At 38.8% G+C, this 23,357-nt stretch carries 27 protein-coding genes; 21 read left to right on the forward strand and 6 right to left on the reverse strand.

From position 1 onward, the window contains the following. Position 1 precedes the first annotated feature (1 nt). The 17 genes from AC13EX_RS19010 (at position 2) to AC13EX_RS19090 (ending at position 14,136) form a co-directional block, all read left to right on the forward strand. Positions 2-649, forward strand: a complete 648-nt coding sequence (locus AC13EX_RS19010; RefSeq protein WP_482893906.1) for a hypothetical protein — start codon at positions 2-4, stop codon at positions 647-649. After that, the gene (locus tag AC13EX_RS19015) at positions 646-1,305 is read left to right on the forward strand and encodes an NUDIX hydrolase (RefSeq protein ID WP_482893907.1); all 660 of its coding nucleotides are present in this window, start codon (positions 646-648) and stop codon (positions 1,303-1,305) included. The genes AC13EX_RS19010 and AC13EX_RS19015 overlap by 4 nt, the downstream gene beginning before the upstream one ends. Further along, positions 1,302-2,102, forward strand: coding sequence for a hypothetical protein (locus AC13EX_RS19020; RefSeq protein WP_482893908.1), 801 nt, complete (start codon positions 1,302-1,304; stop codon positions 2,100-2,102). The genes AC13EX_RS19015 and AC13EX_RS19020 overlap by 4 nt, the downstream gene beginning before the upstream one ends. After that, the gene (locus AC13EX_RS19025; protein ID WP_482893909.1) at positions 2,099-3,271 is read left to right on the forward strand and encodes a TraJ family protein; all 1,173 of its coding nucleotides are present in this window, start codon (positions 2,099-2,101) and stop codon (positions 3,269-3,271) included. The genes AC13EX_RS19020 and AC13EX_RS19025 overlap by 4 nt, the downstream gene beginning before the upstream one ends. An 11-nt stretch (positions 3,272-3,282) precedes the next feature. Further along, positions 3,283-3,894 carry a conjugative transposon protein TraK gene (gene traK / locus AC13EX_RS19030; RefSeq protein WP_482893910.1) on the forward strand — a complete coding sequence of 204 codons (612 nt, stop codon included), beginning with the start codon at positions 3,283-3,285 and terminating at the stop codon, positions 3,892-3,894. Beyond that, a complete protein-coding gene (locus tag AC13EX_RS19035; protein WP_482893911.1) occupies positions 3,872-4,312 on the forward strand; it encodes a hypothetical protein in 441 nt (146 codons plus the stop codon). Before traK ends, AC13EX_RS19035 begins: the two co-directional genes overlap by 23 nt. Beyond that, positions 4,302-5,498 (forward strand): conjugative transposon protein TraM, encoded by a 1,197-nt coding sequence (gene traM, locus AC13EX_RS19040; protein ID WP_482893912.1) that lies wholly within the window; start codon positions 4,302-4,304, stop codon positions 5,496-5,498. Before AC13EX_RS19035 ends, traM begins: the two co-directional genes overlap by 11 nt. A gap of 13 nt (positions 5,499-5,511) precedes the next feature. Continuing rightward, positions 5,512-6,354, forward strand: a complete 843-nt coding sequence (gene traN / locus AC13EX_RS19045) for a conjugative transposon protein TraN (RefSeq protein WP_339711880.1) — start codon at positions 5,512-5,514, stop codon at positions 6,352-6,354. Positions 6,355-6,620: 266 nt separating this feature from the next. Then, positions 6,621-8,603 carry a type IV secretion system DNA-binding domain-containing protein gene (locus AC13EX_RS19050; RefSeq protein WP_339711878.1) on the forward strand — a complete coding sequence of 661 codons (1,983 nt, stop codon included), beginning with the start codon at positions 6,621-6,623 and terminating at the stop codon, positions 8,601-8,603. A gap of 31 nt (positions 8,604-8,634) precedes the next feature. Beyond that, the gene (locus AC13EX_RS19055) at positions 8,635-8,814 is read left to right on the forward strand and encodes a hypothetical protein (protein ID WP_482893913.1); all 180 of its coding nucleotides are present in this window, start codon (positions 8,635-8,637) and stop codon (positions 8,812-8,814) included. Further along, positions 8,804-9,853 carry an ArdC family protein gene (locus AC13EX_RS19060; RefSeq protein ID WP_482893914.1) on the forward strand — a complete coding sequence of 350 codons (1,050 nt, stop codon included), beginning with the start codon at positions 8,804-8,806 and terminating at the stop codon, positions 9,851-9,853. The genes AC13EX_RS19055 and AC13EX_RS19060 overlap by 11 nt, the downstream gene beginning before the upstream one ends. Further along, entirely contained in the window at positions 9,850-10,764 is a 915-nt protein-coding gene (locus tag AC13EX_RS19065; protein WP_482893915.1) for a DUF4099 domain-containing protein, read from the forward strand. The genes AC13EX_RS19060 and AC13EX_RS19065 overlap by 4 nt, the downstream gene beginning before the upstream one ends. Next, positions 10,739-11,389 (forward strand): hypothetical protein, encoded by a 651-nt coding sequence (locus AC13EX_RS19070; protein ID WP_339674795.1) that lies wholly within the window; start codon positions 10,739-10,741, stop codon positions 11,387-11,389. Before AC13EX_RS19065 ends, AC13EX_RS19070 begins: the two co-directional genes overlap by 26 nt. Before the next feature lie 114 nt (positions 11,390-11,503). Further along, positions 11,504-11,995: a hypothetical protein gene (locus AC13EX_RS19075; protein WP_339711870.1), complete on the forward strand. Its 492-nt coding sequence runs from the start codon at positions 11,504-11,506 to the stop codon at positions 11,993-11,995. A 200-nt stretch (positions 11,996-12,195) separates the two neighbouring features. Next, positions 12,196-13,260, forward strand: a complete 1,065-nt coding sequence (locus AC13EX_RS19080) for a BF3164 family lipoprotein (RefSeq protein ID WP_482893916.1) — start codon at positions 12,196-12,198, stop codon at positions 13,258-13,260. A gap of 19 nt (positions 13,261-13,279) precedes the next feature. Then, positions 13,280-13,450 (forward strand): hypothetical protein, encoded by a 171-nt coding sequence (locus AC13EX_RS19085; protein WP_482893917.1) that lies wholly within the window; start codon positions 13,280-13,282, stop codon positions 13,448-13,450. Between the two features lie 62 nt (positions 13,451-13,512). Next, positions 13,513-14,136, forward strand: a complete 624-nt coding sequence (locus tag AC13EX_RS19090; protein ID WP_482893918.1) for a hypothetical protein — start codon at positions 13,513-13,515, stop codon at positions 14,134-14,136. A gap of 620 nt (positions 14,137-14,756) precedes the next feature. On the opposite strand, the gene AC13EX_RS19095 is transcribed toward AC13EX_RS19090, so the two are convergent. Continuing rightward, complete coding sequence (locus AC13EX_RS19095; protein WP_482893919.1) at positions 14,757-14,996, reverse strand: hypothetical protein; 240 nt, start codon at positions 14,994-14,996, stop codon at positions 14,757-14,759. A gap of 47 nt (positions 14,997-15,043) precedes the next feature. Here AC13EX_RS19095 and AC13EX_RS19100 point away from each other — a divergent pair, with 47 nt between their 5' ends. Beyond that, complete coding sequence (locus AC13EX_RS19100; protein WP_482893920.1) at positions 15,044-15,697, forward strand: JAB domain-containing protein; 654 nt, start codon at positions 15,044-15,046, stop codon at positions 15,695-15,697. Between the two features lie 101 nt (positions 15,698-15,798). Here AC13EX_RS19100 and AC13EX_RS19105 read toward each other — a convergent pair whose 3' ends face one another. The 4 genes from AC13EX_RS19105 to AC13EX_RS19120 form a co-directional block, all read right to left on the reverse strand. Beyond that, positions 15,799-17,097, reverse strand: a complete 1,299-nt coding sequence (locus tag AC13EX_RS19105) for a hypothetical protein (RefSeq protein WP_482893921.1) — start codon at positions 17,095-17,097, stop codon at positions 15,799-15,801. A gap of 100 nt (positions 17,098-17,197) precedes the next feature. Next, entirely contained in the window at positions 17,198-17,866 is a 669-nt protein-coding gene (locus tag AC13EX_RS19110; protein WP_482893922.1) for a response regulator, read from the reverse strand. A gap of 84 nt (positions 17,867-17,950) precedes the next feature. Next, entirely contained in the window at positions 17,951-19,765 is a 1,815-nt protein-coding gene (locus AC13EX_RS19115) for a 7TM diverse intracellular signaling domain-containing protein (RefSeq protein ID WP_482893923.1), read from the reverse strand. Between the two features lie 365 nt (positions 19,766-20,130). After that, positions 20,131-20,262, reverse strand: coding sequence for a hypothetical protein (locus AC13EX_RS19120; RefSeq protein ID WP_482893924.1), 132 nt, complete (start codon positions 20,260-20,262; stop codon positions 20,131-20,133). A gap of 47 nt (positions 20,263-20,309) precedes the next feature. Between AC13EX_RS19120 and AC13EX_RS19125 the strand changes: the two genes are divergently transcribed. Further along, positions 20,310-20,963: a JAB domain-containing protein gene (locus AC13EX_RS19125; protein ID WP_482893925.1), complete on the forward strand. Its 654-nt coding sequence runs from the start codon at positions 20,310-20,312 to the stop codon at positions 20,961-20,963. A 79-nt stretch (positions 20,964-21,042) separates the two neighbouring features. Here the strand turns inward: AC13EX_RS19125 and AC13EX_RS19130 are convergent, their stop codons facing one another. Beyond that, complete coding sequence (locus tag AC13EX_RS19130; RefSeq protein WP_482893926.1) at positions 21,043-21,426, reverse strand: hypothetical protein; 384 nt, start codon at positions 21,424-21,426, stop codon at positions 21,043-21,045. A 180-nt stretch (positions 21,427-21,606) separates the two neighbouring features. Here AC13EX_RS19130 and AC13EX_RS19135 point away from each other — a divergent pair, with 180 nt between their 5' ends. Continuing rightward, the gene (locus AC13EX_RS19135) at positions 21,607-21,837 is read left to right on the forward strand and encodes a helix-turn-helix domain-containing protein (protein ID WP_482893927.1); all 231 of its coding nucleotides are present in this window, start codon (positions 21,607-21,609) and stop codon (positions 21,835-21,837) included. Positions 21,838-22,164: 327 nt separating this feature from the next. Further along, positions 22,165-23,292 carry an AAA family ATPase gene (locus AC13EX_RS19140; protein ID WP_482893928.1) on the forward strand — a complete coding sequence of 376 codons (1,128 nt, stop codon included), beginning with the start codon at positions 22,165-22,167 and terminating at the stop codon, positions 23,290-23,292. Positions 23,293-23,357: the final 65 nt, after the last annotated feature.

Consider the following 23,357-nt stretch of genomic DNA (forward strand, 5'->3'; position numbering starts at 1 on the left):
CATGAAAACCCTCCTGATCATCCTGGTACTTTCCTGCTCTTTCCCTGTAGCTGCACAGGTCAATATTGCCCTGTTGCATCAGTTGGTAGAAGACTCCAAAAATGAACACGAAAAGCAATCCGAAGCGAAGGCCAATCAAGCTAAAAATGCCTTTAATGAAGAAGTGAATAGAAACCTGATGGGCCAGGTCAAGGAAAAATATCGGACCATTCAGGAGCGTTTTGCCAAGCTTCAGCTATTGGTGGAAGCTGTTGGGCTTGCCGCGTCGGCAGATCCACTTTTAAGAGCTATCATAGACCATCAGGAGCAAATTGTTTTTTATTGCTCAAGTGATCCTTCGGTAATTCCCCTAGCATTGGAAACAGAAAAGCTATTCGTCAAGCATTCCTATTCCCTAATGAAATACCTGATAGGCTTAATGGCTTCTATTGGGGATCTCAACCAAATGAAGACTTCCGAAAGGCGCTTGCTATTGCAGCACGTTTTGCATGAGCTGAGGTCAATCAATAGACTCTCCCTGGCTACCTCCAAAAGTTTGGAGTCCTATATCCGTCAGAAATCAGGAATGGATCCCTATCCCGAATTCTTTTTGGAAGCCTCAGGCACAGTAGATGAAATATTGGAAAACGCTCAACTGATAAAAAAATGAAACAACTTCTGATCTTCTTTCTTTTGGCTAATTCCTTTCCGCTGTCAGCTCAAACAGTGGTATTTGACCGGGAGCATTTTTTGATTGTAAACGAAAATGCGGCCATTAGAAATGTATCTGAAATTGGTTACCAGGAAAGCCTTACAAGGATTCGGGAAAATACCGATGACATTGGCTTGAATGTGTCAAGCCTGGCACTGGTAGAAACCATGATTTACCGGTCCCTGAGTCAGGTAAATGAAGGGCTGAAGGATGCTATTCAGGTAAAACAGATAGGGGAGACTTTGCAAAGAATCTATTCTTTAAGCGATGAAACCATGACTATTGCTTCTAAGAACCCAGTCCTACTCCTTTTTGCCGAAACCTATATTCGCCAAGCCAAGGAAAGAAGTTTTTTACTGGTATCAGAGGTTTCGGCTTTTGTTCTGGCGGATGGGAAAAATTTACTGATTAACCCCAATGTGAGGGACCAGTTGTTGGTGAAAATCCAAAATGAAATTAACCTCATAGCAAGTTACCTTCTGGCAGTGAAGAAATCCATGTATTGGGCAAATGTCAATGGGGTACTGAAAAGATTTAACCCTTACCAGGCTGATATCGATCAGAACTTAAATCTAATCAATCAAATCCTTATCCATAAACAGAGCCTGCGATGAATAAGAAAAGAAAAATTAAAATATTAACCACAGGCCTTTTCCTGCTTTATATGACAACAGCTATAGCACAGACCCCAATTCAGGACAAAGCGGTTGTGGCACAACAGGAAAGAATGGTATTCAAGCAATGGGATGAGGACCGTTTTCTTCCCGGGCCTAAGCGCTTCCTTGGTATTCCTACGAATTCCAATTGGTTTTTAACCTGGGCCTTGCATCCCGATTATCCCGATCTGGACAGAAGGCCTCTTTCTATTTCCGGGGAGCAGACCCAAAGACTTGGATTGGCCGCTGCCATGAAAATCTCCTCGGATTATTACAAACAGCAGGCTGATACGGTTAAAAATATGGCACTTCGGGAGATAAAGCGCATATCCGGTGCCTTGTCTGGATCAGACCCATTGTACTTACTCTATTACAAAAAAGAGCTCGATCCGCTTGATAATATTGAAACCCAGGCTTTCCAAAACAGTGCCACAGAAGTAAAGGAATATATGCTTCAAAATGGTGCATATGACTGGTACCTGGAAAGGATGAAAAGTCTTGAAGAAAGGTACGGGTTTGCGAAAACGCAGGATATGGAAAGAGGGCAACGGATGCTTATGTACCACAGGGTTTTATTGGATCTCAGGAAACTCCAAAGCAACTGGGAGTACAAATTGGCCCTATCACAGAAAATGCTGGCTTTCCGGAAAAGTATGGAAAAAGGGCAAAACAGCAAAGGACAATTATTAGAGCAAGCAGATCAAGAGGAAGAAATTCTTTCTGGAATTTTACAAAGAAGAATCATACTGCGATGAAAAAAACTGGATCCACACTCATTTTAACCCTTTTGATGTTACCAATGGCATATGGCCAGGTACCAGTTCCCCCTGAAGAGTACAAGGAAGCCATTTCCTTTCTACAGGGAAATGGTGTATATGATCGAGGGGTCATGCGCTTTTTTGAAGGAATGCGCGACTATGCCTATTCTCATTTTGGACCATTTATACAAGATGCCCAGGCTCTGGCCTGCATTTTTATGCTGATTTTCTTTTCGATTAAATCTTATGAAATGATGGTGGGGGATAAGAAAATGGAAATCATGCCACTTTTGAGACCATTTAGCTTGTTGATGCTGACCATGTGGTGGGGCATGTTCTGTAGAATAATTGCTTTTCCCACCGACCTGATTTCCGCAAAAACAGAAGCCATGTTTTCTACCCAAAATGAACGGATCAATGCTTTGAGGCTGGACCGAGCGGTGTATATTATTCAGGTGGCTGACAAAATGGTTGAATACCAGGCAACCACTGAATTGGCATCCCAGCAAGCCAAGGAAGCAGACAAAGGCCTGGGTACAGTCATGGTGGATGGGGTTAAAGGCTTTTTTACCGACAATGTATATGGCCCGCTGGTACAGATGAAAATAAGGATGCAGACAAATATGCAACTATTGGTCACCCAGTTGCTGGAATTATTGGCCATCTGGATCTTAAGAATTTGTGTCTATTTTGTCTTTTTCATACAAATCATCTATTCAACCATTTTGGTGATTTTAGGTCCCTTTTCATTGGCCGTAAGCGTATTGCCAGCCTTTCGGGACGCCTTTACCACTTGGATTGCCCGTTTTGTAGCAGTCAATCTGTATGTGGGCATTGCCTACCTAGTTTTATACGTGTGTGGGTTGATGCAGGAATATGCTTTTCTACAAGAAATTCAGAAATATGAAGCACTGCTGGATACCTCCGGTGGAGATGAAGTTTTGTCCAAATTGGCATGGATGGCAGGAAATGGCATTCTTTCCTTTGGCTTGGTCATCGTAAGTTTTTTGGTGGGAGCAATCGCCATCACCACAGTACCCTCCATCTCCACCTGGATCATCAGTACCTCGGGCGTTACCTCTGCATCCGCCACTATGGGAAGGACGGGTTCCACTCTTAGCAGAACGGCTTCCCGGATGTCAGTTAGAGGAATTTTAGGAAAATAAATTTCAATACCATGATCATTAAAAACATAGAATCGAAAATTAAATTGGCTACTTATTTATCCTTTGGGAGTTTTATTACTGCTGTCATAATCTGTATTGGAGTTTCATTTTTTGCTTACAAGCAAGTGTCCAATGCAAGACAATCCATTTATATACTGGACAACAATATTCCCATTCTGGCCAAACAGACAAATATGCAAATGAACAGGCCTGCCGAATACAGGGCGGCCGTGGACCTGTTTCATAGCCTGTTTTTCTCCCTGACTCCGGATGACAAACACATTGAATACCAGATGAAAAAAGCCATGTACCTGGCAGATGAGTCAGGTGCATTGCAGTACAACAACCTGAAAGAAAGAGGTTATTTTAATTCCATCCTCAGTTCCAGTTCGGTACTGACACTACAGACGGATTCCATTGCCCTGGAACCCAGCAATAAATTCACTTTCTATGGCAAGCAGAAAATCGAAAGGAGAAGTGCCACGATCACCAGGTCCCTGATTACAGAAGGGTATTTAATGGATATCCCAAGGTCTGAAAACAACAGCCATGGAGTTTTGATCACCAATTGGAAAACACTGGAAAATAAAGACCTAAGCCATGTTTCGAAAAACACCTTCTAAGAATAAAACCCTCTTTGGGGAAATAAAAAGGGAGTTCAGTACCCTTCATAAAAAGGGGAAGAAACGCATAAGCAAAATATTGGATAGGTATCCCAAACAATGTTTTTCGGGGATGGTGTTCAGCCTTATTGTTTCTGCTCTGCTCTCTTTTATCATCCTGCCTTTTGATGGGTCCAAACGACCGGAAACAGACCAACTTATGGAGGAGGCTAAAGTACTGGGATCCGGAGTAGCTGATGAAGTTTCTGGGCTTTTTCAAATTGGTAATGAGGCAAAGAGAATAGGGCAGCTAAAGCGGGAAGTAGAAAGAATCATTGCCAAGGATAAAATTGATTTACAAGACAGCATTTTTCTTGAAAATGCCATTTCAGAACTTGAAAAGTATCAAAAATTAAACTCAAAAGACCATGAAGATTGACTTCAAACAACCAAAATACATCTTGCCGCTGATCCTGTTGCCCTTTATGCTTTTGCTGAATTTTGGCATGCAGTCCTTTTACAGCGAAGAAGAAAAGGAAGATGACAGTGGAAAAGCAGACCTGCAGGAAAGTGTAGGAAAGGTTTCTGATCAGGTTCGAAACCGTGGTATCGATGGCAAACTCGATGCATTCAGATCCAGGTACAAAAGAGCGGATGGGTACACAGCCATCAAAAACATGAGGGTTGAGGTTGAACAGGAAGATGAAATCCTTTCCCAATACAATGAAGCAGAAAAAAGGATGCTGGATTCCATTGATTTGGCTTTAAAAAACACCCTTAACCAGCCTGGTCCGCAAATAGAAAGGAGACCAGCGCCTGTTTTGGAAGTCAACAATAATCCCACTGCCCAAACCGATGAAGATGAACTTATTCTTCAGGCATTAAACCAAATGGAAAGACAACAAGATACCAAAGAGGAGCCAAAGTATGAAGATCCCATGGACCTTTTTCGGGCTCAAATGGTCCTTGTAGATTCCATCTCAAAAGCCAATGATCCTGCGTTTCAAGTTTCTGAAAAAGAAATTGAAAGGGAGACCCAAGTTCCTCAAAAAGCCAGGCTAAAGGTTTCGAAGACCAGCCAAACGGATAAACATTTCAATACCGTAAGGAAAACTTCCCAAAGGTCTTTCATCCAGGCAATCGTTGATCAGGAAATCCGCAAAGGTACTTTGGGGGAAAGAATCAGGATTCGCTTACTGGAAGATATACAGATAGGTGCAAGGAAACTTCCTAAAGGGACATACCTCTATGCTTGGATCAGCGGCTATGAGGCACAAAGAGTGAAATTGACTGTCAGCAGCGTGATGGTGGAAGATGAAATTTTACCCATAGCATTAAACATCTATGATCAAGACGGCATGGAAGGGCTTTATGTTCCTGCCAGTTCCTTTAGGGAATTTTCAAAAGACCTGGGAGGCAATGTTACAGGAGGGATGAACCTCCAGATGAACCAAGGAGCCTCCTCCATGAATCAAATGTACTTGTCAGCACTTCAAAAGGTATTTACCTCCAGCTCCCAGGCCGTGTCAAAACGGATTCGGCAAAACAAGGCCAACCTAAAATATGGCACCGTCATCTATCTTATTGATCCGGAACAATTGAACCCGGACATCCTTTCAAACTAAAACCCATAATGATATGAAAAGATTAATCTTAGTAACATGCCTTTGGAACCTATTGGGCTTTGCTACAATTGCCCAGGAAATTGATGCTAACCATTCCCATTCCAATAGAGAAAAACTTTACATCCGGGAAAACATAACTCTTCACTTTAATTCTCCCGAACCGATACAGTATGTAGATATTTCCAGCGAAGGACTGGTGGGTGATTTGCCTTTGGACAATGTTTTCCGTATTAAAATGCAGGAAATTAGTGCGGCAGACAATATGGAATCTAAGCAGAACCTTGGAGTAGTGACCATTGTTGGCCAAAAATTCATAGCCCAATATGAAGTGCAATATGGTTCAGGCAATCAGGAGTTGCCCACATTGCTAGAAATCACCCCTGAAAACATGAGTCCTTTAGGTATTGGGCTGGTACCGCTTACTCAAAATGAATTGAGAGAATTTTCAATGGGTGCCTATAAGAGAAAAGAGGATGAAACTGGCCTTTACAATTCCCAATATGGCATCACTGGCAATGTCAACCATATCCATACCCTGGAGGATTACATTTTTCTGGACATTACCTATACCAATGAAACCAATCTGAAATTTGATATTGACCAGATCAGGTTTAGAGTGGAGGATAAAAAAATAGCCAAGGCTACCAATGTACAGGCCATAGAAATGAAGCCTGTATTTACCCTTTTTGAAAAGGAAAACTTCAAGCGGAAGTATCGAAACATTTATGTGTTGGAAAAATTTTCCTTTCCCAATAACAAGGTGCTTTCCATAGAACTTACCGAAAAACAATTGTCCGGGAGGAATTTGATACTTGAAATAGATTATTTCGACCTACTGAGTGCAGACACTTTATAGGAAATCCTTTCACAGTGTAATTAGTATCTATTAGAGGTCTGATCAAAAGTAGATTGTAAATGAGGAATTACCAGACAGGGAAGAACTGCATGCCCTTCAATTCCTTAATTTACTTCAGATAAACCAGGTGCATTTTAGCTCCCTTAATACGGTTTTGGGATTTATAATAGTGGATGAAATTGGCAACTGAAATCAGATTTCGCCTATTGGAAAGGAGCAACGGACCATTGTGATGTTAGTTTATGTTATTAAAAAACTTGAAATAAATGGAACAGAAAAGACAATTGGAAAAGCTCCATGGATTGATCCAGTTTATGGTCTACGGCATGGTTTTCCTTGAAATATTTCTCTTTATCTATAGCCATAAGTTGCTGTTGGAGGAAGGAATGGGTAGTCCGTTTGTGCCCATTGTAGACAAGTTGATGAATTTGCCTATTTATCAAAACTTACTTTACAGTAAACTGGCCATTTTATTGATCCTCTTTTTGGCAGCCATTGGTACCCTTTCAAAAAAGGAATTGAATCTAAACCCCAAGAAGCAAATTGTATTTCCTTTGATTTTAGGGTTTGGTTTTTTCTTTGGCTCACTGTTTTTCTATTCCATTGAAACCAGTTCTATTATCTTACCTTATACCAGCTGGCCTGATCTAGCCTTTGGCATTTCATCCCTGCTGGGAGCGGTATTGATCCATACCTCTTTAGACAATGTTTCCAAACTGATCAAGATTGGACTGGGAAAAGATGAATGGAACATTGAAGGTGAGTCTTTTATGCAGGAGAAGGAAAAAAATAATACGCCTTACTCTGTCAATATCCCCATGCAGTTTTTTTATAAAAAGCGCGTTCGGAATGGTTGGATCAATATTGTCAATCCTTTCAGAGGTACCCTTTTGATAGGAACCCCGGGAAGTGGTAAGTCATACAGTGTGGTAAATCCCTTCATCCGACAAATGATAGCCAAAGGCTATACCATGTGTCTGTATGACTTTAAATTTCCGGATTTAGGACAGATTGCTTACCATCATTATTTATTGGCCAAGAAGCAAGGGAAAATACAAAACCATAAATTTTTGGTAGTGAATATGGATCAGGTAGAGTATTCTAAGCGGATTAATCCTCTGAAACGTGAATACCTTCAAACCCTGGCAGATGCTTCAGAGACTGCAGAAGCCATTGTAGAATCCCTCCAGAAAACGGAGTCTTCCGGAGGTTCGGATAAATTTTTTACCCAATCCGCTGTCAATTTCTTGGCCTCAGCCATTTATTTTGTTTCAAGGCATCAGGAAGGTAAATACTCCACTTTTGCACACCTTCTTGCTTTTTTAAACAGGACGTATGAGGAAATATTTACCTGTTTATCGACATTACCGGAGCTGGAGTCCCTGCTGAGTCCTTTTCGAAGTGCCCTGGAGAAAAGAGCCTTTGAGCAGTTGGAAGGTCAGGTGGGTACTTTGAAAATCTTTATATCAAGATTGAATACTAAAGAAACAGCTTGGGTGTTTTCCGGAGATGATTTTGACCTGAAAATTTCAGATCCCAAATCTCCGGCCATATTGGTGCTGGCCAATAGCCCATCCACTCAAAACATCAATTCCACCTGTTATTCGGTGATTGTAAACCGACTGACACGACTGATCAATACCAAAGGCAATTTGCCTGTTGCCATTGTGGCAGATGAAGCACCAACCCTTTATATCCATCGGGTGGAGAATTTGATTTCTACCGCCAGAAGCAATAAGGTAGCGGTGTTATTAGGTTTGCAAGAACTTCCTCAGCTCAAGCAACTTCAGGGCAAGGATACCGCCACCACTATGACAGCTGTAATCGGCAATGTGTTAAGCGGATCAGTGCGGAACAAGGAAACGCTGGAATGGCTTGAACGGATGTTTGGAAAACGAAAACAGCTAGGAGAAAGTGTTTCTATTGACCGTACAAAAACTTCCATTTCATTGAGTGAAAAATACGATCCGCTGATACCAGCAGGTAAAATTGCCGGTATGCAGACAGGAGAGCTGGTGGGGCTATTGGCGGCTGATGCTGGGAAATTCAATGGCAGCTATAAAACCTCCAATATTCACTGCAGGGTTAATCTTGACCCTCAGGAAATAAAAGACGAGGAAAGAAATTACCGACCCATTCCGAAATGCTATGACTTTAAAGGAAAAAAAGAACAAGTGCTGACCAAAAATTTTATGCGGATCAGGGAAGAAGTAGAGAACATTATCGATTACTATACCGCATCTGCTTAAGTAAATTAAACCATATAAAAACACTTATATCATGAATTCAAAAGAAGGAAAAACAATGCAGTCTTTAATGAGAAAACTGGACCGCCTTGAGACAGAAAAGCAAGTTGAATTGACTCATGAGGAGGCCCGATTGTATCAGGTTGATACACAGGATGAACTTCCCCTGGAAGACCATGTTGAACCCTTTAATCCTCTCGAGAATGGCAGCTGAAACCAAAAAAATGCACGAAGCTGTGGCAGAGAAAATCATTGCCCAACTGAAAGAAGGAACGGCTCCCTGGCAGCTACCTTGGGAAAAATCGACAGCAGCATTTGACAAGCCGCAAAATGCAGTCACCGATAAAGCCTATAGAGGTTTAAACGCTTTATACCTTCACATTTTCTCTCCCTTTGAAGATCCCAGATGGGCTACATTCAAGCAAGCCCAGTCTAAGGGTTGGCAGGTACAAAAGGGCGCAAAAGGGATGGCCATCAACTTTGTCAAAACCCACCAGTTTTATCCGAAAAAAGATGAGCAGGGCAAACAGGTATTGGATGAAAATGGCAAGCCGGTCAAAGTACCTAGGACATTAAATCCTCCCATGATCACCAAAGCCTGGGTTTTTAACGCTGAACAGATTAAAGGGGTACCTCCAATAGCAAAAAGCCCGGAGATCAGCCAATGGGAAAAACTGAACAGGGTAGAAGGTCTGGTGAAAAACACCGGTGCCAGCATTGCACATGTCCATGGAAATAGCGCCTATTATTCACCCTTGGGGGATAATATCAGAATGCCCGAAAAGACACAGTTTAAGTCTTCCGACAGGTATTATGCCACCCTTCTACATGAGTTGGGTCATTGGACAGGGCACAAGGACCGGTTGGACCGGAGTATCATGAACAGCTTTGGTACACAGGAATACGCAAGAGAGGAACTGAGAGCTGAAATCGCTAGTATGATGTTGGGAGCCGAGCTGCAGATTGGTCATGATCCCGGACAACACCTGGCCTATGTGGACAGCTGGATTAAAATCCTTACTGAGAAACCCTTTGAAATCCATCAGGCAGCTTCTGATTCCCAAAAGATCATGGATTACCTGATGGCCTTCGATAGAAAAAAAGAATTGAAGCAGGTTGCTTCGAAATGCTCCGCATCGGATACTGAGCCTGTCGAAGTACCCGATGTGGAGCGGATAAAAGTGTTGTCCCACCAACCGACAGTTAAAGAACAAAAACAAGAAATGGAAACCACTTTAAAATTAGGAAGATGATCAAGGAAAAAACATTACCCATGCATGACCTGAAAATATTTGGGATTTATAAAAATGGAAAGTTTACCATACCTAAGGAACAGGTACAAGCGTTGCAGGAAGGTAAAATGACGGATGTAGTAGCCCTGAAAAACCTGAAAGGAAAAGATATGCAAATAGACAACCTTCCAGCCAGGCTCTCCATAGTAAGAGGGGATGATGGAAATCCTTCTTTAAGAATAGATCCGGTGTACAAGTCCCCCAATTCTCATCCACAACTCTCTACAGAAGAGAAAGAGCGGCTGATCAGGGCAGAGATTGCCAATATTCGTAAAAACTATGTAGACAAAAATGGGAATGTTAGGACGGAAATCATTGCATATGATAAAGATACCAAGCAGTTTATGAGCTATGATCCCAGGAAGGTGAAGGCACCTGAAGCTGTCAATAACCAAAAACTAACAGCGGAGCAAAAAAGGAAATACAAGGAGGGGGAAATGGTGGAATTGCCGGATGGGACCCAATTCCAGTTTTCCACTACCGATCGAAAAGGCATACGCTCCAACCGGAATGGCTTGGTATTGTCTGTCCTTTTGGATGGAGGCTTATCCTATTTATTGCTTACAGGAATAGGCAGAATGTTGGGTCAGAAAAGTGGTGAGGAACATTCCTATTCAAAAGGTTATCAGGATGCACTCCAAAAGGTACAAAAGCAAATGGAGCGAAGAATTGCGCTAAACCCTAATGATAAGGATGCCTTGAGGGATAGGAACAATGTTCGAGAGGAAATGTCAAAAGTTGGAACCCAACCGGCTAAATATCAAAATAGGAGTGGTGATGAAGTAAAACGCTTTAACTCCATAGGTACAGAAGAAGGCCGGAATCCTAATAAAAAGTCAGAAGACGATGAACACCGACAGCGAAAAATTTGAGCTTTTGGAAAGTCTTGGGGTGAGTAGCGAAGTACAGCAGCTGTTCTCGGAAGTTTTGAGGGAAGATGAAAAAGGCAGGTTGATTGTTGATTACCTTAACGAACATGGAGATGTAGTGGATCGCGAAGTTCTTGCTGTGCTTAAACACAAACTGTCCTCCAGAGGTATCCTTTATTTCTCACCAGCAGAGCCTGTAAACGTCAGGACACTGTATATTTCTGATGGACTTATGCCTTTGATTTTTCTGGTTCAAAGAAAAATGGGACGTGTGAATTTCGATTATGCTGCATTTCTGGCCATGGGAGCAAAGATAGACAAAAGGCTACTTTTAAAAGGCGTTGAACAGTTTCCAAAAGGAGTAAAAATTTATACTGTATTTGGTCATTCCCTATTAGGTCGGGTTAGGGACTGTAAGGTTCAACATTGGCTGAAAGGGGAGGATTGCCTTTTTACGATTGCAGACAATAGAATAGTTGCATCCTTTAAAGGGAAGAATTTTTGTATGCCAGTAGGGGAGTTTTCATTAAGAAATCATTGCCGGCAGGTAGGGCAGAGACAAACCGTAAGTACTTGTAAACCTTTTGATAAAAATATTGATAATTTTTATTTGTTTTGTTATTTTTAAGATTACAAATACAATATTATTCTAATTTGAATAGGGTTAAAATTTTAAATTAGAAATATTCAATTAACATTGCCCTATCTTTTTGAATAAGAATAGTCAAACTGACCTACCATTATGAGAAGACTAAAGACACTCTTTTTTTATGCCTTCATTTTTTTAGCAATCTCTTGCAACAATGACCCTGATGAGGCACCTTTAGTAGAAAAAACAGCCCGAATAGAAATTGCTTTGGACGGAAGTGTGGAACAGTACCTCATTAATTTCGGCGTCCACTCCCTCTACCAAGGCCAAAGCGATTTTGTCAGTGCATCCATCCTTCAACCAAACGACCTTGAATGGACCCAAGTCATCGATGAGGCCAATACCTTTAACCTTTCCACTTCTACCACCTTAACCGAGCTTGTAATTGAATCAGAAGAGCCTGTTCACACCTTCGGGTTTAATTTTAATGTAATTCACTCAGGTGAATTACCAGATGAGGATTTTGAGGAATTAAGTGCTACTATTAGAATTTTTGGAGACAATGCTGAGGTTCAGACCTTCCAATATACCGCTAGACCAGTAGGAGAGGTTTCGGAGGTTTTGAGTGAGGTGGTGAGGTTTTGACTGTTAAAATAATTCAGCAAATTTTGATTTTGTTTTAATTTTTTCCCATCCATATTTTGGGTTTACTTTAATAAATTTTACCTCAATATGTTCAATTTACAGCTCAACACTATTAATTTTAGGGTGTTCTTGAGGCATTTAAAATATAAAAATTTAGAAGAAGTGCTGTAATGAGTACTTTTTCTTAACCACAATTATCAATGAAAGTAACAAGAGCTATTAAACTTTTTTTCTGCTTTTTGGCGATATCTATTCTATCTAATTGTAGTCAAAAGACAGAAAAGAGGGAGTTATTTGTCGATCAATTTCCGGTTTCGAAACAACTCACCAGCATACCGATTGAAGAAATTGAAAATTCAATACCCTCTCAAATAATGGTAGAGGATTCCCTTTTGATAATACTGAATAGCAGGGGAGAAAAGTTTTTCCAGGTTTATAATAAGTCCTATATGAAATCAATAGCTGAGTTTGGCACAAAAGGAGAAGGACCGGAAGAATTTAATTCACCAGAATTTAGTGGGCAGATTGTCCAAGAAAAATGGGATAAATATTACCTGATATTTGATTGGAAAAAGCTACAGGTAAATTTATTAAACCTAAAAGAATCCATTCGGCTTAATTCATCGGTATTTAAAAGCATTAAATTACCGAATAGACTAAGTAGAACATTTAGATTGGTTTATTACAGTGATTCTTTAATCATTACCGTTCCTGGAGGAGATGGGGATGACCCTGGGCGGTTCCAAATATTTAAAGATAGTATTCTTGGAACCATTGGCTATTTACCAGATCTTCCATTTAAGGTGCATGAAGATAACAGGTATCCAATGTACGCAAATGTGAGCTCGGCAATTCACCCTGAAAAACACAAGTTTGTGGCTACTTCTGTATTGCTTGGCCAATACGATTTTTTTAGTTTCGACGGAAACTACCTGCACTCAACTGTTGTAGAGAGAGATGAAGGCCTGCGAAAAGCAGCTCGCTCTCCCACTATATTTGATGAACCAGTTACCTTTTACCATACTCAGCTAATAACTAAAAATTCATATATTTATTCCTTGTATTCTACAAGTACCAAAGAGATGAAAATTTCTAAATCTAAAATTCATGTGCTCGATTGGGAGGGGAAGCCGATAAAGGAGTATATTTTAGATTGTTCTTTACTTCGCTTCGACCTGGATCTTGAGAATGACGCAATTTATGGACTTACCTATTCAAATGATAGGGAAGAAAGAATTCATATAGTCAAATTTTTAATAGAATAACTTTCACACTACCAAGTTTATGGTGTTTCTAAATGCGTATACGCTTAATATTCAGACAAGCCTCAATGGGGAGTGGGAGCTTGAGAATGCGAGGTTTGCTCTGGGCAGATCCGGTGGATCTAAAGTGTTCCAGTGGGTAAGCAGGTCAGATCTTGATAGCTTTTATTTGATAGGTGCCTTATTCAATTAGTTAATTTAAAGATTTTCATACAATTTTATATGGAGATATCTTAAACTATTAATATGTTTATAATGTGTAAATCAATTACGTATATAACATTTTGGGTTTTAATTTTATTAGGGCCCAATATGTTATATGGGCAAGTGAAAAATAAAATTTCGCAAATAATGTTTGATCAATATGAAATTCAGTTTACGATGCCGACTGGATTTTATGAGGATTTTAATCAAAACAGTAATATAGAAACTTTCAAGTGCGGTGACGGAAAGCTAACTAATGCAATGTTTTTCCAGATATCATCAAAGAATAACGAATCAATAAAAATTTCATTTAGTGGAGTTGAAGCTCGCAATGAAGAGGAAGATGTACAAAGAAACAGAAAGTATTACAAAAACTACAATCCTAATTTGAATTATTTGAATTCTATTAACCATAAGGTAGATACAATCAACCATAAAATAATATTTTTTGATAAAAATTATTTAAAAGAAATGTATAACGCGGACGATGGAGGAACTTTTATACGTAATTGTAATATTCCATATTTGGACAAATATTATAACCACGTAGTACTATTTTTAGCTAAAAAAGATTTTGGACATATTGAGGTCACCTATTTTTATAATAAAGGTTTGAAACAAGAAATAGATGAAATTATAAGTCGAACTGCTGGCTTGGTGAAATTTAAAAATTAAGTACATCCGATTTATTGACTTTAATAGTCATTTTCTACAGATATATTTTAATTTTATGATCATAATAAAAAATGACTCAGACCACAATTTTAATCCCAACATATACCTGTTCTCATTATTTGTTAGAGTGTATAGATAGCATTCTTGTAAATGAATTAGTGAATTTGGTCAACAGTACTCTAAAATGTGGTCGTCTAGAATCAGCAAAAGCAGGCTCTTTTTTCACAACTGTAAATTCTCTATTCTTAAAAGCATTTTATTATGTTTCTACTGACAAGAATGAATTCATTATCAGCGAATTAAGCTGTAGACTTGAACTCAAATAAAAGACCTTCTGGATTTTTAAGAGAAAGCTGAATTCGATGAAGAGCAACCAGAACTTCCCAATGATGGGAAAATTAGAGGTGGATGATTCCTATGTGGTCATGACATCAAAGATTTGGGAATAAATGAGGAGAAAAGAAATTCATTGTGGTGGATAAGTTAAGAGGGACCTATCATTTGATTTGGTAACTTCAACCCTACATCAATGAATTTACCTACAGGTGAAATCGACATAAAATGAAAGAAGGGGTTTTTGAAAATCTAATGCAAAGGATGATAGAAAATCCACAATTTCCCTAAAAAGAATCTATTTTATCTGTGTCTTTTTTTTCTTTAAGATAACATGCGTATTGAAAATGGGAGATGTAGCAAATCAATGACGCACCAAAGTTATGGGCTATTTTTTCACATGCATCCGAGATGATTGCCAGAAGTAACCAAGGAACTACGGCATAATGGGATGAAATAGACTGAGATTTTTTATTCCGTTCCTCCTTGTGCTTAGTGAAAAACTCCCCATGGAATGGGCTTATCATTCATTTAGCCCTCCAGCGCCAGGAGATTTAAAGTCGGTAAGCACATTATGAAACGTTTTAATCTATTATCAGAACCCACAGAGATGCTTTATAACCAGGGGAGATCTGCCATGACAGACTACCATATCATCGCTGCTATAGCCAATATTCAAGTAGACAAAGCTCGGGAGATCCTTGCCCTGGCAAATAATAAACTATCGGAATTGGCCAAGTGGGACATGGAAAGATGGCTGAAAATAGAAGGGATAGGATATGCCAAGGCCACGGCTATGGTAACTTCATTTGAATTGGGGAGAAGAAGGATGTTTGAACAACCGGATAAAAAAATCAAGATTAATTGTTCTCAGGATGTTTACAATTGTATGAAGCCTTTCCTTTATGACGAAGTAGTAGAACACTTTTACATCGTATTACTTAACCGAAACAATCAAGTACTCAAACTTCATAAAATCAGCTCAGGAAGTACCAGCGCAACCCTGGCCGATCCCAAACTAATCTTCAAAAAGGCACTTGACCACCTCGCCTCCGGAATCATCCTAGTACACAACCACCCCTCCGGAAACCTTAAACCTTCCGAAGCAGACAAAAGGCTAACCAAAAGGTTGACCAAAGCTGGAAACAGTTTGGAAATGCCAGTTCTGGATCATTTGATTTTTACAGATAGTACTTACCTGAGTTTTGCGGATGAAGGCCTGTTATAGGTCTTCATTTTTCTATGAAATCCATGGATATAGGAAGAATTGCCAAAAAACTATATTATTTTGGTAAACAGTTTGTTTTTAAGGGTTTAATGTAATATTTATTATCTAGATGTTATCGGTTGGAAAAATGTGCCAAGGGTATCCAGAGTGAAAGCCTTCGATAGCGTTACATTATAATAAGGATTATACCTATTTCTATTAAATATGAAATTTGAAACTTCGGCGCCTAAAGTTATTCCAGATTTGGGTTCCGTTATAAATGTTCTTACATAGGAAAACCAATTGGTTTTTCTAATATATGGTACGTCGCTAGGTAATGAGAGTCCAAAAGGTTCTCGTTCCCTATTCCCTGACTCATAGCTAAAATTTAACCCAAAAGATCCTTGAATCCTGACGCTAATTGATTCATTTTCGTGAATTAATGATAATCCTGCTAAACCAATATAGACGTCATAAATATTTCTAGGAATTTTCTCAATCTCAGGAAAGGTTCGGCTAGTAATATTAGGTCTATTAGCTCTATATGTCGTATCAGTTACAACAGAATTAACATACGAGATCGTTGTTAATTGACGCCTCCAAATAAATTCGAATTGTGGGGCATAATAAAGTTGCGTTTGTCTCTTTTTTGAATCACTTAATGACCAAAGCCTTAGCAAGGGAGAAAACATTGCCCCAATGTTATCGGAAACACTAACTATTGTCTTATTCGCTTGGTTTCTATAATAAACTAATGAATCTACTCCAATTGGCTCGTATTTAGATGTATAAGTCACTATTCCCGATGTATCGGTTGATGATAGAGTCCTATTTCCGTAAATTGACATAATAAAACCAAAACCACTTTTTTCAGTTCTTGGTGGCGATGATATATTTATTGCGAAGAAAAGATCTTTAGCCTTCGTACCATCAATTAGATCAAAATTAGTTCCTATCAGACCTAGATAATCATAGCTATTTACAATTTTGATACCTTTTACTTTTACAACTTGAGAAATATTTTCAGTTAAAAAGTTTTCTTGTTCTCCCTTTTTTCTTAATTCAAGATCTAAGTGTACTTTTCTTTCTCTATCTCCAATCGAGTCTCCATTGATAGTTAAAAAAAAGGTATATTTCGAGGTCATTTTATCAAGAGTTATACTGTTAAATGCAAGTGTGTAGTCAGAGCTAGGTAGTGTTGTCTTATCCGTATTTACAGTAGCAGTAAGGGTGTAAAGATTCAATGTGTCAGGACCTATTTTGACTGAGTCTTTTAGAATTATAATCGGATATGTAACAGGTTTTTTTTCTCTACTAATAATTAGGCTATCAGCTTCAAATGATAGCTTTATCAACTGTTGAGCATTGGTAGAAAATGTTACGAAAAGGCTAGAAATAAGTATTATTTTAATAGTTTTCATATTCCTAATTACAATTAAAATTTTGAAATATTTTATTTAATTTTTGCTTACGTTTCAAGATTACTTAATTTAAAAATTAATGGATAATTGGCAGATGAAGTTAGGGGAAGTTTTTGTCAAAACTATTTCCTTTAAATCTCATCTCCTTCACTATCGCCTCCCTCCCCGAATGCACCTGCAATTTCTCATAAATATGTTCCAAATGCTTCCTAACTGTTTTATCAGAAATAAACAACTGTTCCCCAATCTGCCGTACACTCATTCCTTTCTTTAACCATTGAAGTACCTCCTGCTCTCTTTTAGTCAATTTTTCGATTCCAGGAGATAAAATTTCTTGGGTTTTCGGTTTCCCTTTTAAATAATTCAATGCCATGCTTGCCAATGAAGGAGAAAGGGGAAGGCCGCCTTCCAGTACATCGTCGATTGCATTTATGAGTAGATGAGGTTTGATCTCTTTGAGCAAATAACCGGATGCTCCAGCTTTTAGGGCTTCAAAAAGCTTTTTCTCATCATCCATCACCGTCAGCATTAGAATCTTCAGATTTTGATATTTTTCCTTTGCCAATCTTGTGGCCTCGATACCGTCCATTCCGGGCATAGAAATATCCATTAATACCACATCAGGTAAATCCCCCAATTCCATGGCTTTTAATGCTGAAGATCCATCACGCTCTTCCCAAATTATGTTTACCTCTTCACCCAATGCTAACTTGTCCCGGATATCCTGGCTAAGTTGGGCGTTGTCTTCAACGAGTCCGATCTTTATCATTTTTTGAAGAGGGTAGAGGTAAATTGGTATTATCAAATATATAGAATTGGATAATGGCTGTCAATACGTCAAATGCCGTAATTATTAAGTGGTTACAGGTATGGTGACCTGTATTTCTGTTCCAAAATTTCCGGATTTTAAATCTATAATACCTTCCATTTCGCCAGCCCTCTTGTTCATATTTTCAAGTCCGAATCCATATGAGGATTTCTCTGGATCGAAACCGATGCCATTGTCTTTAATCACCAGGTTTAGTTGAGGTGGATTAATTCTCAACTCAACTTCTATCTCATCAGCTTTAGCATGTTTAATTATATTCGCGATTGCTTCCTGAGTTAGTCGCATCAGGTGCACGGCCACTACTGGTGAAAGGATGATATTTTCAGCTGGATTTGAACAATTCCATGTCAACTGGGGATATTTCTGACCCTCCCAAAGGTTCTGTAAATAACCATGTAGCCTCAATGCGAATTGGGAACAGGTAACTTCTTTCTTATTTAAAATCCATATGGTTTCCCGAAGGTATTGGTTGGTATCACTAGTGAAATCACGTAACTGTTGAAGTTGTTTTTGCTGTGAATTGTCTGCTATAGAAAGGATGTCTAACCTTGAAATAATATGGGTAAGTTGAGAACCTATGCCATCATGCAGGTCTCTAGCAAGATGTTCTCGTTGTCCATGGAGTTCGTTGCTTATACGTAACGAGGAAATTTTTAATTCTTGCAATTCACGCTCGGCATCCCAAAAAGCTTTTTGCTGCTCTAAATACAGCAAGGTTTGTTTATCCTGAGTGTCCCTTATTTCCTTTTGACGAAAGATCCATCCAATCGAAATAAGCAGAACTTGGGCTGTAAGTGCTATCCTTAAAAGTAGGATATCTGGAATAGGGAGATATGCTTCATTTAAATTGACCGAGTTAATATTGACGACGAAAAACACAATTACTAATGCCTCAGAAACCAACAAAAGCCAGACAGGTCGGAATTTGCGCTTAAATGCGTCTCCTAAATAACTAGCCCAAAGAACGCTGATGACTATTATCAAGAGTATTCCGAACCAATAAACAGTATTGTAAAGAATGTTATAGGAATTGCTGTAGCCGTAATTGGTTAGAAAAATACAACCGGCAAGGCCAGCGAATAACCACCAGGGGCTGATCCGAAGCCACCATTTCGTCGATACGCTGGGAATGACCAGAAATTTTCGACTAAACAATAAGAAAAAACAAATGCCCAGATTAAGAAGATGTGGGTTTTGTATGGGGTTGTAATACTTGTACAAAGATGGTGCAAGGTATATTCCCCATCCATCTATTAGTAAAGTATATAACGAAAAGCAAGTAATATAGGCTGCAAAATAATAATAGATGCGCTTTTGTTGGATTAAATAGGCAGCTAGGGAGACAAAAAGAACTGTTAAAATCATTCCAATAAAAAGCGCCCACCTCCAATTGGATTCATTTGAATAATGGATAAATTCTGGCTGATTCCAAAATTTCACAAAGTATTTCATAGGATAACCTGCATAATTATTCCCATGGATAATTACATCAAAGGTTTGATAATTCTTTATAGGAAGTTCAGTCAGAAAATAGCGGTGCTTCAGCGGATTATAATGTATTTTAGACAAAAGGGAGAATCCAGTGGCTGGAAACTCATGAATATTACCGGAATTGTCAATTAGCCATATTTTTAAAGTATCAATAAAAGGAGTCTTCAACTCCATAAGTAAGGGTTGGGTTGTTTTACTTTTTACCTTGATATAAACCCATCCGGAACCGCTGTTGTTGTCGAAGTTGATAGCAGAAACTTCTTTCCATTCCTTTTTGGATAACGCAAGGATATCTGGAAGGGTATATAGAGAGTTCGCATCAGAGAATTGGAAGATTTGTTTTACCATCACAGGAGATTTAATGGTAATGCTGTTTATTCCCCTTCGCTGGTTTAACACCCACCAGCAACCAATACCTAGAAGCCCTACTATGAGCAAAATCTGGGGCACGAAATTAAAAAACGTCCGATCCGTTTTAATAAAAATAGGAGTTAAAATAAAAATTACACCAACTACAATTTAATTATATTATTCCACATTTTTATGTTTGTTAAATCTATTAATACAATTTATTTTTTAATAGAGGAGAAATATCAATAGTTATTTACTTCTATTAAGGGCTTTGATAGTCGGTAATATATTAATACCAACCGAAAATTTGAATTGGGGAGATATGCCAAACCAATGACGCACCAAAGGTATGGGCTATTTTTTCACATGCATCCGGTTTGACTGTCTGAAATGTTCCAAGGAACTACGGCATAATAGGAGCTGATTGGCTGAGATGCTTTATTCCGTTCCTCCTTGTGCTTAGTGAAAACCTCCCCATGGCATGGTCTTATCATTCATTTAGCCCTCCAGTGCCAGGAGATTTAAAGTCGGTATGCACATTATGAAACGTTTTAATCTATTATCAGAACCCACAGAGATGCTTTATAACCAGGGGAAATCTGCCATGACGGACTACCATATCATCGCTGCTATAGCGAATATTCAAGTAGACAAAGCTCGGGAGATTCTTGCCCTAGCAAACAATAAACTATCTGAATTGGCCAAGTGGGACATGGAAAAATGGCTGAAAATAGAAGGAATCGGATATGCCAGGGCCACAGCTATGGTAACTTCATTTGAATTGGGTAGAAGAAGGATGTTTGAACAACCGGATAAAAAAATCAAGATCAATTGTTCTCAGGATGTTTACAATTGTATGAAACCTTTCCTTTTTGACGAAGTAGTGGAACACTTTTACATCCTATTGCTAAACCGAAACAATCAGGTACTCAAACTCCACAAAATCAGCTCAGGAAGTACCAATGCTACCCTGGCAGATCCAAAGCTGATCTTCAAAAAGGCACTTGACCACCTGGCCTCAGGAATCATCCTTGTACACAACCACCCTTCCGGAAACCTTAGACCTTCCGAAGCAGATAAAAGGCTAACCAATAGAATGACCGAAGTTGGAAAAAATCTGGAAATGCCAGTCCTGGATCATTTGATTTTTACAGATGGTACCTATCTTAGTTTTGCGGATGAAGGCCTGTTATAGGTCTTTATTCATTAGGTTTTACAAATGGGAAATTATCAACCTACCGTTGCTGATTCCCCATTTACTTTTTCTTTAAACCTTACATAAAATCAATTGTATGCATATGCAGTCTCCCGAACACCACCAATAGGATAGGAGTACAGCTTATGGCAATGGCTTTCGAAAACTTTGTGTTGGAATAAAAGTAAAGAAATACTAGGCCAAATGCGGTAACTGCATGTAAGAACCCGATCAGGAATGCCAAAACGTTATTCTGATGAAGGTAGAAAACGATTTGTTGGGGTATAGCAAATGACAAAAACCCGATAATATATCCCCAGGTAAAGGATTTGGTTTTCTGGGGTACCACTGCTCCCCCACAAAGCGGACATTCAAAGGCATGATCATTTTTTACTTTTAGGATCACCCGAAAAGGCAGTTTTTCTTCACAATGAGGACAGGTAAATGATTCTTTTTTCTCCATAACTCTCAAATAGTACTGAATTAAAAGACTAAAAAGCTGATGTGTATTGCTATTGGATACATTTGTTTCAATTTTCTAAACAAAAGTATAGAAATAGTACCTATTTTCAAAACAGTTATTTAAAGTTTAGCAACAAAAGTATCGACTGTCTAAATTAGTGTATAAAAATACGATACTTTCATGACAGAATTGGGCTTGTATTTAGCCAAACGGACAGTAAACAAGGCCGAGGTTTCCCGACGCACAGGCATCAGCAAATCCCGCTTAACTCAGCTAACTTCCAATGATTCCGCCAAACTCCGGGCAGATGAACTTTACCTGATAGCCCTGGCCATCAATGCAGATCCGGGGGAGATGTTTAAGGAGTTGTTTGAGGGGTTGGGGTTGAAAGGGGAAAATGCAAAAGGCTAATGGAGCATAGCCAAAATTAAGAGATTTATTAGGGGTAAAAGCTAAATGCTGCCATTCCATATTTTACAAGTACTCCATTTGGCGTAGTTTGTTACGATGCCTTAACTTTAAAAGGAATTTGTCTTTCCGAAAATGTAATGTCCCATCTGTAAATAACCCTCTTTTCTGTCCCACCGCAAATACTCCAGTAAAAAAAAGCTTTCTAGATCGTCTTTGGAAGATCGAAGCCAGAAAAATTTGCATAGCCATTGTAATGAAATTTTAGAGCGACATACTCTGTCGTTCCAAACTTCTATTTTTGTAGAGTAAACTAAAAAACAATGTAGTATGAAATCGGATAATATCGAATCACTTTTACAAACTTCAAATTTGAAATTTGAAGACACTTCTTACAAAATAGACCTGGGACATGTTTTTGCAGACCGGAAGGGTTATATTAACGAACTTAATCTATTCGTAGCCCATTTCAACTCAATTCCAAACTTGATAAGCGAAACAAATATTGATTGCGAGAAAGCGAATATTTGGTTTGGGGAGAATTACAAAGGGGAAATAAAGAAGCACTACTTCATTAAGAGATGCTACAACGGAAGTAAGCAAGCTGAGCTGGACGACATTTTTTATATTCTATTCGATGATTTAATTATTGATTTTGACACGAATTGCTCCACCGCAAGATTCCTTTTTTCCAAGACTGAAATTTCCAAAGTCGAAACAGTTATCTCAGAAATAAAAAAGTTTAAGGAAAGAAAAACCAGAAGGAAACCTATCATTTCGCTTTTAGTAAGCACAGCTAATGGCATCGGTACTAAGTTAATGGAAATTGCAAAACCGAAACTAAGCATTGAGGATAACTACAACGATGACTTCAAGGAAATTCATAAAACCATTTACAAACGGCTATCAAAGAAAAATGACAAAGGATTAGTGCTACTTCATGGTAAGCCGGGGACAGGAAAGACCTCCTATATCCGGTATCTAATTGCTAACGTAAAAAAGAATGTCATCTTCCTGCCGCCAAATATGGCAAATGTTATGACAAACCCAAATCTTATTTCCATTCTTATAGATAACCCCAACTCCATTTTTGTCATAGAAGATGCTGAAAATATTATCGTTGACAGAGAGAAGGACGGCAGTTCGCCAGTTTCCGCATTATTGAATATTTCTGATGGTCTTCTTGCCGACTGCCTCAATGTTCAAATCATCTGTTCCTTCAATACCGACATTTCGAAAATTGACAGTGCCCTAATGCGAAAAGGCAGACTGATTGCCAACTATGAATTTAAAGAATTGGCGGTGGAAAAAGCCCAACGGCTATCAACCAAATTAGGCTTTTCCTCGATTATAGATCAGCCAATGACATTGACAGCTATTTACAACCAAGACGAAACGGACTTCGAACATGCGAAGGAGACAAAATCAATTGGATTTCAGTCTGTTCGGTATGGATAGTTCTCAGGCAATAGAATAGGCGTTGATTTGCATTGAGCAATAAGCAAATTAGACCATAAGGGTAG

It is taken from the genome of Cyclobacterium sp. L-R (genome assembly GCF_056859355.1).